This is a genomic window from Paenibacillus maysiensis, from assembly GCF_000520815.1.
GTDB lineage: Bacteria > Bacillota > Bacilli > Paenibacillales > Paenibacillaceae > Paenibacillus > Paenibacillus maysiensis.
This window is the reverse complement of sequence record NZ_ASRY01000304.1, coordinates 1-15919: the sequence shown is the minus strand read 5'-3', so window position 1 is coordinate 15919 and position 15919 is coordinate 1. Positions and strand designations below refer to the sequence as shown.

The 15919-nt window shown below is 48.6% G+C and carries 17 protein-coding genes, 1 riboswitch and 1 other annotated feature; of the genes, 15 read left to right on the top strand and 2 right to left on the bottom strand.

What is annotated here, in order from left to right:
- The first annotated feature begins 121 nt into the window (after positions 1–121).
- The 8 genes from L696_RS0123505 (at position 122) to ytfJ (ending at position 6067) form a co-directional block, all read left to right on the top strand.
- A complete protein-coding gene (locus tag L696_RS0123505; RefSeq protein WP_025685830.1) occupies positions 122–589 on the top strand; it encodes an IDEAL domain-containing protein in 468 nt (155 codons plus the stop codon).
- Positions 590–656: 67 nt separating this feature from the next.
- Positions 657–830: riboswitch (FMN riboswitch) on the top strand.
- 335 nt (positions 831–1165) lie between these two features.
- Complete coding sequence (gene ribE / locus L696_RS0123500; protein ID WP_025685829.1) at positions 1166–1831, top strand: riboflavin synthase; 666 nt, start codon at positions 1166–1168, stop codon at positions 1829–1831.
- Between the two features lie 27 nt (positions 1832–1858).
- A complete protein-coding gene (ribB, locus tag L696_RS0123495) occupies positions 1859–2551 on the top strand; it encodes a 3,4-dihydroxy-2-butanone-4-phosphate synthase (protein ID WP_081750785.1) in 693 nt (230 codons plus the stop codon).
- Positions 2552–2596: 45 nt separating this feature from the next.
- On the top strand, positions 2597–3061 hold the full coding sequence (gene ribH, locus L696_RS0123490) for a 6,7-dimethyl-8-ribityllumazine synthase (protein WP_025685828.1): 465 nt from the start codon (positions 2597–2599) through the stop codon (positions 3059–3061).
- A 173-nt stretch (positions 3062–3234) separates the two neighbouring features.
- Positions 3235–4029: a segregation and condensation protein A gene (locus tag L696_RS0123485; RefSeq protein WP_025685827.1), complete on the top strand. Its 795-nt coding sequence runs from the start codon at positions 3235–3237 to the stop codon at positions 4027–4029.
- Complete coding sequence (scpB, locus tag L696_RS0123480) at positions 3998–4600, top strand: SMC-Scp complex subunit ScpB (RefSeq protein WP_025685826.1); 603 nt, start codon at positions 3998–4000, stop codon at positions 4598–4600. Before L696_RS0123485 ends, scpB begins: the two co-directional genes overlap by 32 nt.
- A gap of 186 nt (positions 4601–4786) precedes the next feature.
- Positions 4787–5488: a DUF2953 domain-containing protein gene (locus L696_RS0123475; RefSeq protein ID WP_025685825.1), complete on the top strand. Its 702-nt coding sequence runs from the start codon at positions 4787–4789 to the stop codon at positions 5486–5488.
- Between the two features lie 87 nt (positions 5489–5575).
- Positions 5576–6067, top strand: a complete 492-nt coding sequence (ytfJ, locus tag L696_RS0123470) for a GerW family sporulation protein (protein WP_025685824.1) — start codon at positions 5576–5578, stop codon at positions 6065–6067.
- A 99-nt stretch (positions 6068–6166) separates the two neighbouring features.
- Here ytfJ and L696_RS0123465 read toward each other — a convergent pair whose 3' ends face one another.
- Positions 6167–6883, bottom strand: a complete 717-nt coding sequence (locus tag L696_RS0123465) for a hypothetical protein (RefSeq protein ID WP_025685823.1) — start codon at positions 6881–6883, stop codon at positions 6167–6169.
- A gap of 208 nt (positions 6884–7091) precedes the next feature.
- Here L696_RS0123465 and L696_RS0123460 point away from each other — a divergent pair, with 208 nt between their 5' ends.
- The 6 genes from L696_RS0123460 (at position 7092) to L696_RS0123435 (ending at position 12805) form a co-directional block, all read left to right on the top strand.
- Positions 7092–8354, top strand: a complete 1263-nt coding sequence (locus tag L696_RS0123460) for a D-alanyl-D-alanine carboxypeptidase family protein (protein WP_025685822.1) — start codon at positions 7092–7094, stop codon at positions 8352–8354.
- Positions 8355–8394: 40 nt separating this feature from the next.
- A complete protein-coding gene (locus tag L696_RS0123455) occupies positions 8395–9147 on the top strand; it encodes a nucleoside recognition domain-containing protein (RefSeq protein WP_025685821.1) in 753 nt (250 codons plus the stop codon).
- 7 nt (positions 9148–9154) lie between these two features.
- Complete coding sequence (locus L696_RS0123450; RefSeq protein WP_025685820.1) at positions 9155–9685, top strand: spore maturation protein; 531 nt, start codon at positions 9155–9157, stop codon at positions 9683–9685.
- 78 nt (positions 9686–9763) lie between these two features.
- Positions 9764–10522 carry a pseudouridine synthase gene (locus tag L696_RS0123445; protein WP_025685819.1) on the top strand — a complete coding sequence of 253 codons (759 nt, stop codon included), beginning with the start codon at positions 9764–9766 and terminating at the stop codon, positions 10520–10522.
- Positions 10523–10632: 110 nt separating this feature from the next.
- Positions 10633–11349, top strand: coding sequence for a response regulator transcription factor (locus L696_RS0123440; RefSeq protein WP_025685818.1), 717 nt, complete (start codon positions 10633–10635; stop codon positions 11347–11349).
- A gap of 1 nt (position 11350) precedes the next feature.
- Positions 11351–12805, top strand: a complete 1455-nt coding sequence (locus L696_RS0123435; RefSeq protein ID WP_025685817.1) for a HAMP domain-containing sensor histidine kinase — start codon at positions 11351–11353, stop codon at positions 12803–12805.
- A 229-nt stretch (positions 12806–13034) separates the two neighbouring features.
- Here the strand turns inward: L696_RS0123435 and serA are convergent, their stop codons facing one another.
- Positions 13035–14627, bottom strand: coding sequence for a phosphoglycerate dehydrogenase (gene serA / locus L696_RS0123430; RefSeq protein WP_025685816.1), 1593 nt, complete (start codon positions 14625–14627; stop codon positions 13035–13037).
- A gap of 263 nt (positions 14628–14890) precedes the next feature.
- Positions 14891–15142 (bottom strand) — a binding site (T-box leader).
- Between the two features lie 185 nt (positions 15143–15327).
- On the opposite strand from serA, the gene L696_RS0123425 reads away from it, so the two are divergent.
- Positions 15328–15915, top strand: coding sequence for a type II CAAX endopeptidase family protein (locus L696_RS0123425; RefSeq protein ID WP_025685815.1), 588 nt, complete (start codon positions 15328–15330; stop codon positions 15913–15915).
- Positions 15916–15919 lie beyond the last annotated feature (4 nt).

Here is a 15919-nt window from a genome sequence, read left to right as displayed (position 1 = left end):
TTTTGTCGTTTATGGGATGAAGCATAAAAAATCAGGTAATGATTTCCGATATAGGAGTGGAGGCCTACGTGATGTTGAATTAGTGCTTTCTCTGAATTTTAAGATGCAATGAGGTGCAGGTATGATTAAGCTGAATACAGTTGAGATAATCGAAATTATAAAGAAGCAAATACCCAAGGTCATGAAAATCACGCCAGTGGAATTGAAATTTACGGATGACTTTGGACGGACTTCCCTGACAGCGACGGATCACAAATTTACGCTGACGAACCAGCATTATTCAGCCAAGGTGATGGATTGTGTGCTGGAAACGCAGGTGCGTCCCATTTTAATGTGCGAGATTATTTATTTTCTGAAATGCGAGTTTATCGACGGGCATGTTGATGTACGGCTGGATTACGATATATGCGTGGAGGGTAGCCGCGGACCAACCGCTTCAGCGGTCATTACGTTCGATCATGCTACGCAGCTTGGAATCGAAGAACTGGCCGATCTGATTGATCTGGCGCTTCACATGAATGATAGAGCCTGGTTTGAAGAGCTTTCCAGCCAATATGTCAAAACAAAAGCAGAAGCGTTTATCAGATAACTTGCTTTTTTTAGAAGTCGGTGCTAATATACGTAACAAGTTTAATGCTAATTCAATTGAATAAAGCAAGATCCTTCGGGGCGGGGCGCAATTCCCCACCGGCGGTGATGACGTGTCTGTAAATCGCTTCTGCGATGAACAGCGCGGCTTAGTCCGTGACCCGGATGCTGAGCGATCAGCAGAAGGTGGACCTGGTGCAATTCCGGGACCGACAGTATAGTCTGGATGGGAGAAGGATACGAAGCGCATGTGCATGACATGACATGTGCCGATTTTTAGCATACGTAATGGTACTTACGGCTTATTTCGTTGCAGGTAGCAAACGGAAGATTGCTTGTTCTACAAGCTTTCATTTTCGCACGCGCTCTGAGCGTATTTGGTTGTATGGTCAGTCATGCTTTCTATTGGCAAACTTATCATTCATGTGGTCTCAGGATGTATATGGACTGCGCTTGTATACTGAAAATTTGGCTCTCATCACCCCCCATGACGGATATTATCCGGACTGGGGGGTTTTTGCGCTTACGCCTGATGAATTAGGGATAAACTGAACTTTAGATGGGAAGGAGTGAAGGCATGTTTACCGGATTGGTCGAGGAAGTGGGACGCATTCAGCAGATTTCCAGAAGCGGAGAAGCGATGGTGCTGGGCATTGCGGGTTCTGTGGTATTGGGCGATTTGAAAATAGGAGACAGTGTTTCCGTGAATGGTGTTTGTCTGACCGCAACACAGGTGGGTACTAAGGATTTTAAGGTTGATGTGATGCCTGAAACCTTTCGCAGCAGCAATCTGAAAGAGTTGAAATCCGGTAGCCGGGTCAATCTGGAACGGGCTATGGCGGCGAACAACAGGTTTGGAGGGCATATCGTGCAAGGACATGTGGATGGAACGGGCACGATTCGTCGGGTGACATCAGACCAGAATGCGGTTGTGTACGAAGTTGCACCTACAGATCAGGCAATATTCAAATATATTCTTCTCAAAGGCTCGATTACACTCGACGGCATCAGCTTGACGGTTGCCCAGCGCACAGGAGATACCTTTGCCGTATCTATCATCCCCCATACCTTATCTGAGACGGCCTTGCAGGCCAAACGTGAGGGAGACACCGTCAATATTGAATGCGACATTTTAGGTAAATATGTGGAGCAGCTTTTGAATTACGGAAGATCAGCGGCGACGGAGGAAACGGAGAAAGCTCCTATGAGTCTGGATTATTTGGCGAAACACGGCTTTGCCTGATCCACAAGAAATAAGGAGGAAAGCGTAATGGAAAGCGGAAGCAGTGAGAGCCATTCAAATATAGTGGCTGACGTAGTGGAATATGGTGTGTTGGAGGAGGAAGTGGAAATTCGTCTAGATTCCATTGAAGAAGCGCTGGAGGATCTGAAAAACGGTAAAGTCGTGATCGTGGTGGATGATGAGCAACGGGAAAACGAAGGCGATTTTATCGCTCTGGCTGAAAAAGCGTCCCCCGAGGTTATTAATTTCATGATTACCGAAGGCCGCGGGTTGGTCTGCGTACCGATTACAGGGCAGAGAGCCGAGGCACTGGAATTGCAGCCGATGGTGGAGCAAAATACAGATTTCCACGGCACAGCCTTTACGGTGTCGGTAGATCATAGAGAGACGACAACGGGGATTTCAGCAGCCGAACGTTCTTTGACCGTGCGTGCGCTGACCGACGAGACAGCCACAGGGCTCGATTTTCGCAAGCCAGGTCACATGTTTCCGCTGATCGCCCGCGATGGGGGTGTTTTGCAGCGTGCGGGTCATACTGAGGCGGCTGTCGATCTGGCCCGACTCTGCGGCTCCAAACCCGCCGGGGTCATTTGCGAAATTATAAAGGAAGATGGGTCTATGGCCAGGATACAAGATTTGGCAGTGATCGCCAAGCGTCATCATTTGAAGCTGATCAGTATTCAGGATTTGATTGATTATCGTCGTCGTATGTCATTGTAAGTACAGTTTTGTAACTCATTATTTTAAAAAGAGAGGTTGATTTATATGGCACGTTTTCTGGAAGGTAATCTCGTATCGGATGGTTTGAAGTATGGTATTGTGGTGGGCAGATTTAATGAGTTTATTACAAGTAAGCTGTTAAGCGGTGCAATCGATGCGCTTCAACGGCATGGAGTGAAGGAGGATGAGATTGATGTAGCCTGGGTGCCAGGTGCTTTTGAAATTTCACTGATTGCTCAAAAAATGGCTGCAAGCGGTAAATACGATGCCGTTATTACGCTGGGTACGGTGATCCGTGGTTCTACCTCGCATTATGATATCGTCTGCAATGAAGTGGCCAAGGGTGTGGCGGCAAGCAGTCTGAAAACAGGTGTGCCTGTTATTTTCGGTGTAGTGACGACGGAAAACATTGAGCAGGCTATTGAGCGTGCAGGTACGAAGGCTGGTAATAAAGGCTGGGATTCTGCACTGGCTGCGATTGAGATGGCGAATCTGGGCAAGCAGTTTTAATTTTGCGAATACCTGAATAGAACGACATAACTATAGCCGGAAAAAGGGATTGGATTGTTAAGCAAGGCGATGACGTATATACTACAGAAAGAGGGATTGATAAAGTCGAGCATAAGTGCTAACGGGGAAAGGTATTGTTGAATGATGATTGGAGTAAGGCAGGGGGAAGCACATTGACAGTCGTAAATTACAAGCTGGAAACATTCGAGGGTCCGCTGGACCTGCTGTTGCATCTGATTGATAAGGCCGAGATCGATATTCAGGATATCCCGATTAGTGATATTACCGATCAGTATATGGCTTTTTTGCACAGTATGCAGGAGCTGGAGCTGGACATTACGAGCGAGTTTCTGGTGATGGCGGCGACGCTCTTATCCATCAAGAGTAAATTGCTGCTTCCCAAGCCACCTGTAATGGAATATGATGATTTGGATTTTTATGAAGAAGAAGATTATGATCCGCGGGATGAACTGGTTCGCAAGCTGGTGGAGTATCGTAAATATAAAGGGATTGCTCGCCATCTGAGTGAGCGCGAATGGGAACGAAGTCTGATCTATGGCAAGGAGCCGGAGGATTTGAGCGCATACCTGCCTACCGAACCCGCCAATCCGGTGCATGGGCTGCATGCAAGCGATTTGGTCGCGGCTTTTCAGCGTGCGCTGCGCAAAGCAGAACGACGTACGACGGTAACCCGTATTCACCGGGATGAGATTTCGGTCAAGGACCGTATTCGGCAGGTCATCGGGGCGTTGGAGATGGTAGGAACGGGGGGACGGCTTCTGTTCTCCAAGCTGATGCATGAGGATATGTATCGGCATGAAGTGGTAGTCACCTTTTTGGCTATCCTCGAACTGATGAAAATGAAGCAGATTTTCTGCTATCAGGAGAAGCTTTTCGATGATATTGTAATGGAGTGGAGAGGGGATTTACGGGTTAATGGATTATCTGAAGCTGAAATCAATTATTGAGGGACTGCTGTTTCTCGCGGGAGAGGAAGGGTTGTCCGCCAAGCAGATCGCCGACATTGTAGAGCAGCAGCAAGAGCTGGTTGAAAAGGGTCTGGAGGATATGAAGCAGGACATGGAGCAGGGAGGAAGAGGTCTGCAAATTGTCCGTATCGCCGGGCACTATCAGCTTGCAACCTTATCCGAACATGCACCTTATTTTGAAAAGCTCGCCTACTCTCCGGCACGTGCCTCGCTGTCGCAAGCGGCCTTGGAGACACTTGCCATTGTGGCCTATCGCCAGCCCATTACAAGAGTTGAAATCGAAGATATTCGCGGTGTCAAATCTGAGCGGGCCATACATACTCTGGTCAACAAGGAGCTCATTGAGGAAAAAGGTCGGGCTGAGGCTATCGGACGGCCGATTTTGTACGGTACGACGAAGTCATTTCTGGATTATTTTGGTCTGGGCTCCTTGGCGGATTTGCCGCAGCCTGAGCTGTTTGAGGACTCGGATAATTTGGAGGAAGAGACACAATTGTTGTTCGAACGTTTGGAGAGTAATCACCCGGATATGAACGATACAGAATCTTGATGCCTAACAGGAGCCTGTTTTACAGGTTTCTCTTCATTGTTAAAGGTTCGAAATTTAGAAAACAGCCAGTCCTTGCGTAATGGGGCTGGCTGTTTTCCGTTTCAGGATGCATGTTTTCCGGGTGAAGGGTCATACTATTTTTGCCATGGTATATCTATGTAGAAAAAAGGAAGGGAGGACTCGCCAGTGTGGAAATGGATCGGTATCGCCATCATCGTCGTCTTGTTACTTGTGCTGGCTGTTCTGCTCTCCCGTATCCGATTGAAGCTGGATATTGCCAAGCATGATAATGATGACCGGGCGCATCTGGAGATCAGATTTGTGTACGGGTGGATTAAAATAAATTATGACATTCCGGCTATTTTGCTGGCAAATTTGCAGAAAGGGCTACTCTATCGACTCGATCGCAACAAAAACATACATAAAACCAATGCTTCTATTGACAGCGGCACCATCGATAAAGAGAAAATCAAGCGATTTATATACGATGTTCGGATTCTGCTGAAAGGAACGCGTTCCCTTCAGCGATGGATACGTCATACGCTATCCCATGTGAAAATGTCGAAAATGGAATGGTCCACCAATATCAGTCTTGCTGACGCTGCTTATACGGCTACCTCTACCGGTATTCTCTGGGGACTGAAAACGTCACTGATCGGTTTTGCCTCCAGCTTTGTTCGTATGAACTGCACGCCCAAGCTGTTTGTTGTGTCCTATTGGGTGGATCGCCTGCGTTTTACTACCACTTTAACCTGTGAGGCAAGTATTTCACTAGGCTATGTGGTTTATTCGATGCTCATGTTGGCTTACCGCATATGGCGCGTACCGGGCGGTCCAGAGGCATGGAAGCGCGTATTCTCCAAGAAACCAGTAAAGCATGAGGAATAATGAGCCATACATATTTCCTTGAACCCCTGCGCACACTAGCGAAAGAAAAGGCAGTCTACGCTTGAACAAAGCAGAGGAGGAATAATCATGTCAGATCACCCGATTCAAGGGCTCATGCAAACCGCGATGGAGAACATCAAAGCCATGGTGGATGTGAATACGATTGTGGGAGAGGCGGTAGAAACACCCGATGGTTCCGTTATTTTGCCAATCAGTAAGGTAGGATTTGGTTTCGCAGCCGGGGGAAGTGATTTTAACGTAGATGAAGAGGCGCTTCATACTTCCTCGGCGTCGGGTAATCATAGCGGGAAGGAAGGACATCCTTTTGGTGGCGGTAGCGGTGGTGGTGTATCTATTCAACCGATTGCTTTTCTGGTTGTCGGCAAACAGGGGGCACAAATCGTTCCATTGGACAATCAAACGCATCTGATTGAGAAACTCATCGACTCCACACCATACCTGATTGATAAGGTTCAGTCTATCTTCCGGAATGCAGGCGGCGACTTGCATACTCCACCCTCAAAGGTACCTGTAGATGTCACTACTGATCAGAGTCACTCTGGCCCAGCTTATTTGTAACTGTTATTGAATAGGATTATTTGCACAGGAGGGTATTCCAAAGTTAGCTATTGGCTAAAGAACACCCTCTTTTTTTACATACGCCCAGCCATAATAATTTTATGCACGAATATACTGTCTTCCACCGATGCTCGCATGTATACGAGGAGTGTGCACGTGTGTTGGGCTCGGCTCAAGTTCTTCTTCCCGGTTTCCCTCAGGGGCAAACTGTGACAGATAGACAAAATCGGGGTAGATCACTTCATTTGTCAAATAAGCAGAAATGATGGCCCCCGGTCGCCGATAACGATTGAGGGAGTCGATGATGCCTTCCGCTGTGTGGATGCCAATCCCGTGACCATAAAACGAGTTTTCCCTTAGCTTGACAACGTTTTCTCCTTTCCACTCCGGCGTTTTGGGTGATACATCGGGATTGTTAAAATACAGAATATCACCAGGAACGGCCTTGTGAATCCCCTGCTCCTGTATGAGTCTGAGATCACTGTCATAGTGCCAATCATACAGCAGCATATTGGAAAAAATTAGGTTAAATTCACTTTCCAGAATGGAATCCAGCACTCCTTTGTAGAGCACAATGACCATGGCTGTCGCGCACTCGAAGGCATATTTATGTCCATTTACAAAAATATCCCTGATCCCCTGCGCTGGTGTAACACCTGCTTTAATTTGAAATCCGCCTTTCTCCGTCAACTCCCAAAATTGCGCGTTGCTGCGCGCGGTATCAAAGGTGGCAAAGGATACACCGCTTCGATTCAAGGCTTCCGCTGCCTCGACAATTCGGCTTCTTAAGATCGTTTCAAACTGTTGCCGCTGCATGTAGTACCTCCATTCATTCATCATGTTTAGTAACTATTATATATATGTAAGCAGGAGTGCAAGTTGCCTAGTTTACTCCAAAAAGTATGCGGAAAAGAGGGACGATACACCATATCCCTAGAGGGATTTTCTGCTATAAAGGTGGACATACTTTGAACAGCTTGGACATAGAATGGTACAAGACTTGCTCAAAACCGGAGGAATCCAAATGTTCAAAAGAAAGCCAAAAATCTACGCGGGATACGGCAAGCTTTTGCCCAAGATACGCGCATTTGTTTTGCTGCTGGCACTGCTGCTCGTTCTGACATTGCCGCTCACAATGCTGAGTCCGCAGGCTGCTTGGGGAGCAGTGAAGAAGGAGGAAGTCCCACCAGCTTTGACTACACATGCTCAGGCTTCCTCTCTTATTGATGTCACATCAGGAAGAATCATATATTCCGCCGAGGGTGACCGGGAGCTTCGCATCGCCAGTCTAACCAAAATCATGACCGCGATCGTAGCCATTGAACATGGACGCTTGCAGGACCGGGTAAAGGTGAGCCCGACGGCTTATGCCAAAGAGGGTTCCTCGCTTTTTCTCCAAAAGGGTGAACAAATGACACTGGAAAATATGCTGTACGGCTTGATGCTTCGTTCCGGTAACGATGCGGCCTCCGCCATTGCGGAGCATGTGGGAGGGACGGAAGAAGGATTTGTTCATTTGATGAATGAGAAGGCGGTTCAGCTTGGACTAAGCCATTCTCACTTTGCTAATCCGCACGGACTGGATGCCGAGAGACACTATTCCTCTGCCAATGATATGGCCCGGCTTACCGCTTATGCACTGCATAATCCAACCTTTGCCCGCATTGTGAAAACAGAGTTGAAAAAAGCACCCAATCCGAATGAATCTTGGGATTATTCATGGCATAACAAGAACAAGATGCTGAGGCTCTATGAGGGAGCTGATGGTGTGAAAACGGGTTTTACGAAAAAAGCGTTTCGCTGTCTGGTCAGCTCAGCCACACGGGACGGTCGCCAGCTTGCTGCTGTTACCTTGAATGACGGAGACGACTGGAATGACCATGCCCGCATGCTTGACTATGGTTTCCGATACTATCCGCTCATTCCGATTACGGACAATCAACAGCCGATTGATGGTTACCCGCTGCTTACAGGCGCAAGCTTTGCCTATCCTTTGCATGATGGGGAGAAGGTGCAGCTGCACAAAAGACTGGTCCTGTATAAAAAGTCCAAGCCTAACAGAGCCGACGCATCCTTCGGTTTGCGGGGACGTGTCGAGTTCCTGCTGGAGGGTAAGCTTATTGGCTCCGTTCCTGTGTATGAAAAAGGCAGCAAGCTGCCCGCCCGGAGCACAGTACAGCCACAACAGGAAATTCCTACGGCACAAGCTCCTGCAAGCGGGGGCATCCAAGAGCGCACCTGGGCGAGCGGATGGAACGATATTTTAAGAAATCTGTTCAGAGCATAGGGATTGCGTCACATTCATCGGTGAAAGGGAGGGATCGGTCTTGATTCATCTCATATGGGTGGCCCTGATTTGTATTGGATTTGTGTTTGCCGCCGCACAGGGAAATATTGAAGTGGTGACCAAGGCGGCATTTGACGGGGCGGCTACGGGTGTCACGGTATGCTTTGGACTGATTAGTGTGCTTGTGTTCTGGATGGGCATGATGAAGCTGGCGGAAGATGGGGGGCTTTTGCAGAAAATATCTAAACTGCTCGCTCCGTTAGTTGCTTTTCTGTTTCCTGATGTGCCGCGTAATCATCCGGCTATGGGGTATATCTTGTCCAATATGAGCGCTAATCTGCTTGGCTTGGGAAATGCAGCGACCCCCATGGGCATCAAGGCGATGCAAGAGCTGCAATCGCTCAATCCCGACAAGCAGACCGCTACGCCCGCTATGTGTACGCTGCTTGCGTTGAACACGGCCAGCATTACGCTTATTCCGACCACCCTGATCGCGATCCGGCTCAATTACCATTCCGCCAATCCGACCGAAATCGTTGGCACGACGCTGGTGGCGACTGCGATAGCCACCTTTGCCGCGATTGCGGCGGATCGCTGGTACCGTAGTCGGGAGCTGCGTCGCCCTCCAGCCAGTCCACCTTCCACATCATCATTGCCTCCACAGAAAACACAGGCACCACAGGGCATACCGTTTTCTGCGTCCTCTCCGGCTACGCCGTCCGTTTCTTCACCTGCCGTTCCGCGATCAGGAATGACGGCTGCCAAGGGCAGAGACACCACTTGGAAAGGATGAGGGAGGCATGCTTTATTTCATTAACCTTGTATCGACTTGGGCCATTCCGGTTATTCTTGCCTTTATTCCTTTATATGCTTATGCCAAAAAGGTACCAGTCTACGATTCCTTTGTGGATGGAGCCAAAGACGGCTTCTCCACGGCCATCAGTATCATTCCTCACCTCGTAGGTATGATGGTGGCTATCAGCATTTTTCGAGCGTCCGGCGCTCTGGATTACTTGATATCCTGGGTAACGCCCTGGATCAAAAGCTGGGGCGTACCCGGTGAGGTACTGCCATTAGGACTGTTGCGCCCGTTGACGGGCACCGGCTCGCTTGCGTTTACGACGGATCTGATCCGCACGTATGGTCCGGATTCCATGATCGGCCGTATTGCTTCGACGATTCAGGGCAGCACAGATACGACACTCTATGTGCTGACTGTATATTTTGGCGCGGTAGGTATTCGAAATGGACGTTATGCCTTGAAGGTGGGGCTGTTTTCAGACGTGGTCGGTTTTGTGGCAGCCATTGCGATTTGCCTGCTTGTATTTTAATTCCTGTATTGATTTGTGAACGGGGCTTGTGATTTTGTTCATGGATGGGTATCATTAGCATGAGGTGAATTAGCGAACATGGAAAGATTGCAGAAAATATTGGCTCAGGCTGGCGTAGCTTCCCGACGTAAATGTGAGGAGCTTATTCAGGCGGGCAGCGTGGAAGTGAACGGGGTTACCGTAACAGAGCTGGGAACGAAGGCAGACCCTGATCAGGATATAATTACGGTAAAGGGCAGACCGATCAAAACCGAAAAAAAAATCTACTTAATGATGAACAAGCCTAAAGGCGTAATTACGAGTGCTTCCGATCCGGAGGGCCGTAAAATCGTGTCCGACTATCTGAAAGGCGTTAAGGAACGCGTATATCCAGTAGGTCGTCTTGATTACGATACCGAAGGACTGTTGTTGCTCACTAATGACGGCGAATTCGCCAATCTGCTCACACATCCGAAGCATCATGTACCCAAGACGTATGTGGCGACAGTCAAAGGCGTTCCACACGGAACCGAGCTGGACAAGCTGAAAAAAGGGATCGTGCTGGAGGATGGCATTACCGCACCCGCTGAGGTAGAATACAAGGATGTGGACCCGAACGGCAAGGAGTCTGTGATCCAGATTACCATTTATGAAGGCAGAAACCGTCAGGTCAGACGGATGTTTGAGGCCATTTCCCATCCGGTCATCAAGCTTAAACGGATTGCCTTCGGTGATCTTTTACTGCAAAACCTGAAGCGTGGTCTGACGAGACCCCTTACCAAAGACGAAATCAACCGTCTCATTCAACTTGCACAGTCAGACAACACGAAAAAGAAACGGACAGGACGGGGGTCATAACCCCGGCCTTTTTGGTGTAAAGAGAGCTGAATGAACAGAGTAAGGTTTGACCGGACACGGGAAAATAGTAAAATAGAGAGAATGCTTTTTTTAGCGAAGGGGCTGGGAATATGTCAGAACATAGCAACCGCATATTAATTGTAGATGATGAAGAACGCATTCGCCGCCTTCTGCGGATGTACCTGGAAAAAGAAGGATATGAAATTGATGAAGCTGAGGATGGCGAAATTGCACTTCAAAAAGCGACTGCAAGCGATTACAGTATTATTCTGCTCGATGTGATGTTACCGGGCATGGATGGAATTGAAGTTTGCACACGTCTGCGTCAGACCAAAGCTACACCTGTGATCATGCTGACTGCCAAAGGTGAGGAAGTGAACCGCGTACAGGGCTTTGAAGTCGGGGCCGATGATTATGTGGTCAAGCCCTTTAGCCCGCGTGAGGTGATTTATCGGGTGAAGGCGATTTTGCGCCGTTCGTCGGAAACTGCTTTTTTGACCAAGGAGACGGTGCCGAGCAACAGCATTGTTTTTCCGAATCTTATTATTGAGCATGATGCTCACCGCGTAAGCGCAGGTGGGATCGAAATCAGTCTCACTCCTAAAGAGTACGAGCTGCTGCATTATTTGGCTGTATCGCCGGACAAGGTATTTTCGCGCGAAGAGCTGCTGAAAGATGTATGGAATTATGAATTTTTTGGTGATCTACGCACGGTGGATACGCATGTCAAACGGCTTCGTGAAAAGCTGAACAAAGTATCGCCGGAGGCAGCCGCTATGATTACGACGGTTTGGGGCGTCGGCTACAAGCTGGAGGTTCCAAAATAACGTGAGCTTCTGGAGATCGCTGGTAGGCAAGCTATGGATCACCATCATTTGTCTTGTAGGCTCTGTGCTTATTTTTCTGGGACTTTTTTTGTTGCCGTACATCAACAGGAATTTCGCGGCTTATGAATCAACGGAGATCAAACATTTGTTCACCTATACATGCATTGTCGGATTTTTACTGACGACTTTTTTTGCTCTGTTTCTTTTTACTAAAATTACGCAGCCTATGCAACTGTTGATTCAGGCGGCGAATGCGATCCGTGAGGGAAGGTATGATACGCGGCTTTCGCTGGTAACGAGTGACGAGATTGGCGAACTGGCGAAAACTTTCAATCATATGTCTACGGAGCTGGAGGCGACGATCCGCAGTCTGAATGAGGAGAAGAATCATCTGTCCAGCGTGCTGAGAAGCATGTCTGATGCTGTAATGACCTTCGACAGAAGCGGACAAATCATTTTGACGAATCCGCCTGCGCAAAGTCTGCTGGATAGATGGGAATATCTGGAGTGGCAAGAGCGCGGCCAGGAGGAATTCGGAGTGTCTGTACCCGGGCCATTGCTGCCGTTGTTCCATACCGTTATGGACAGGGGAGAGGACGTCGGAGACTATATTCATGTAAAACAGGGCTCCTGGTCGGTGCAGATGGCACCGTTGTACACAGATAATGTAATTCGTGGCGCTGTGGCTGTGCTCAGAGACATCACGGAGGAAGTCAAGCTGGAGAAGATGCGGAGCGATTTTGTGGCCAATGTATCCCATGAAATCCGTACACCGCTTTCCATGATGCAGGGCTACAGCGAGGCCTTGCTCGATGGAATGGCTGGCTCACCGGAAGAATCCGAGGAACTGGTACGCGTCATCCATGATGAATCGTTGCGTATGGGAAGGCTGGTCAAGGATCTGCTTGATCTGGCTCGAATGGAGGCAGGTCATACAGACATGCATCGTCAGGAAGTGGATGTGAATGAACTGATCGAGCGTGTTCATCGTAAATTTACGGTGCGCTCAAAGGAACAGGGGCTGACGCTCGATTATCATGAGCAAGGCCAGCATTTACTGCTGTCCGAAGCAGATGAAGACCGATTGGAACAGGTACTGACCAATTTGCTGGATAATGCGTTCAGGCATACGCCCGGTGGAAAAAGTGTTACCATTAGTGCCGATCGGATTTTGGGGGAACGGCATCAGCTGATCCGCATTCGGATTAAGGATGAAGGTGTGGGCATTGCCAGCGAGGATCTGCCTTATATTTTTGACCGCTTTTACAAGGCAGACAAGGCCAGAGTGCGAGGCGTGGACAAAGGAACCGGGCTGGGGCTTGCGATTGTCAAAAATATTGTGGAGGCTCACGGAGGCTCTGTCACTGCTGCCAGCGTATTGGGAGAAGGGACAGAGTTCACTATTTTGCTGCCGATCTCCAAAAAACAAAGTCGGGCTCTGCAACAGGGCTTATAAGCCAACAGCAGAATATACCCCGGTTCGCAGGCATCCTCGGAAGAGGGTGCTTTTTGTTGAAAAATCAACATTTATCTTGTTCAACGTGGAACATTCAGCTTCTCAGAACAGGTAGGTCCAATGCTGGTCACGGATATGGGGCGTGGATATATAAAAAAAGACGCCCGGTTCGCCGGACGCCTCTCTGATTAGGCAAAGCTTGTTAACATTATTCAGCACTGCTGACAGCTTAATCGAGTACCACTTCTTGAGCAGTATTCAGTTCCGGCAAGCCAACCAGTTGGACCAGCACGTCTTTAGGAACGGCTTTATCAACAGTCAGAATCATGATGGCTTCACCGCCGACAATTTTACGTCCTACCTGCATGGAGGCGATATTCACGCCGTTCTCCCCGAGCAGAGTGCCGACACGGCCAATAATGCCGGGTTTGTCATTGTGGGAGATGAGCAGGAAATGCGCTTCTGGTGCCACGTCCACCGGGAACTGGTTCAACCGGACGATACGTTCGCCGTAGCCTGCGAGTAGGGTACCCGCTACACGTTGCTCCTCGCCGCTTTGCGTTTTGAGCGTGACGGTAATCAGGTTGGTAAAGCCCTTGGTAGCCGGAGCCTGAGACACGACAAGATGGATGTCGCGTGTTTTGGCAAGGTGAACCGAGTTTACGATGTTAACATCGCTACCCAGATGGCGACTGAGCACACCTTTCAAAATATAACGTGTCAGCGGCTGTGTATCTACAGAAGACAGATCACCTGCGTAATCCACCTGGATTTCACATACAGCCTGATTTGTCACTTGAGCGGCAAAGCTACCCAGCTTCTCGCCAAGCGAGAAATACGGCTGCAATTGCGTCATCACGTTGGATGGCACCGGAGGCATGTTGACCGCATTTTTGAACGGCTCATCACGCAAAATGTGCAGCACCTGCTCGGATACGTCGATCGCTACATTCTCCTGAGCCTCTACTGTGGATGCACCCAGATGCGGTGTAACGATAATTTTCGGATGGCTCAGGAAAGGGTGATCCTGTGCTGGCGGCTCCGATTCGAATACGTCAAAGGCTGCGCCGGCAACGATGCCTTCATCAATGGCTTCAACGAGAGCCATTTCATCGACAACGCCGCCGCGGGCACAGTTGATGATACGCATCCCTTTTTTCATCACTTCAAACTGCGGACGGGCAATCATATGCTTCGTTTCCGGTGTTAATGGTGTGTGTACTGTCATGAAATCCGCGTTGCGGATAATTTCGTCCACACTTGCCAGCTTGATGCCCAACTTCTCAGCGCGCTCTTCCGTCAGAAACGGATCATAGCCGAGAATGCTCATGCCGAAGGCTTTGGCACGTTTGGCTACCTCGCTGCCGATGCGTCCCATACCGAGTACGCCAAGCGTTTTGTTACGAAGCTCAACACCGAGGAACGTTTTACGATCCCATGTACCGCCGATGGTTTTAGCATACGCCTGTGGAATATGACGCGCTAGAGCCATCATCATGGCAAAAGTATGCTCACATGTCGTAATTGTGTTGCCGTCAGGGGCGTTAATGACGATAATTCCGCGTTGTGTTGCTGCTTCCAGGTCGATGTTATCCACTCCGACACCGGCACGTCCGACAACCTTGAGGTTCTTACCTGCTGTCATGATACGTTCGGTTACCCGGGTTTGGCTACGAACGAGCAGTGCATCATAGTCACCAATAATTTGAACCAATTCGTCCTCGCTGAGACCTGTGTTCTTGTCCACCGTGACATCGTCTGCATCCATCAGTTGCTGGATGCCCAGGTCGCTGATCGGATCGGATACTAACACTTTAAACATTTTGGTTTCCTCCTCAAAGTTAACTTCTTTTATGGACAGGATGTACTTCAAACTGAAATACATTCCATAAAGAACGTGGAAAAACTTGAAATGCTTCTGAAAAAACAGAAGATCGCGGACAGCACTAACGTGATAACGCATTGACGCAGAAAAGGAATCAAATAGCATTATGCACCAAACTGACGGTTAAAAAGGTCATATGCAGAACCGCTTGGCGGTTTCCGGGCATCAAAAAAACTCCCGAATCACATACTATCTCCATAGTAAGGGACGAGAGTTTATCGTGGTACCACCCTAATTCGCAGCCGTTTCGCAACGGACTGCCTTCAGCGGTCATAAATATGACCGAAAGGATAACGGTTTTCTGCCGATTGCATCTAATGCCGGGATATCATCCCAAGGCTTCGGTGCAATAACTCAGGAGCGCTGAAAGTAGCTACTTCGCCACCGGCTTCCACCCAAGCACCGGCTCTCTGAGGACGAAATCAATACCTTTTCTCCATCATTGTTGTTGTCGCTAATAATTTTTTCATAATGTATCATGGCTTACATGGACATGTCAATAGGACAAGTAACAGGTGTGGACACCAGGCTAGATACATAGCTACAGAATGCGGAAAATTAAGATTTAAGTCTTCTTGAATCCGTCCGACTTTTTGGCTATGATGCTTAAGAAGACTATGCAGAGGACTAACTAACTATGAAAAAGCTTAAAGTGAAATGGAAAAGAGCGCAAATTCATGAATTGAATGACCGCTTGCTGCTTTACAATTTGTATCTAACCCAGGGGCTGACCCTGTTGGTCGGCGCCATCTGGATTATTTTTCAGAAAAGAAATGTGCTGGAACTGTTTGCGTGGCCGAACAGTTTACATGTTTTATGGTGGGGGTTGGGACTGGCTGCGGCTATGCTGCTGGTGGACCTGCTCCTGTCGCGGGTGATGCCCGAGGATGCTATGGATGACGGGGGCATTAACCAGATGCTGTTTCAAAACCGCCCGATCTGGCATATTGTATGTATAGCAGCCATCGTTTCAATCTGTGAAGAACTATTGTTCAGAGGGGCGATTCAGTACAGCTTTGGGCCTTACTGGACAAGTATCTTGTTTGCGGTCATTCATATCCGGTATTTGCGGCATTGGATTCCGACAGGCTGGGTTTTTCTGAGCAGTTACGGTTTGGGTTACATATACGTGCAGACCGGTAGTCTGTGGGCGCCGATCATTTGTCATTTTGTGATCGACCTCATATCCGGTTTAGCGCTACGTTTTCGGAGGTATGAAGCATGAATCA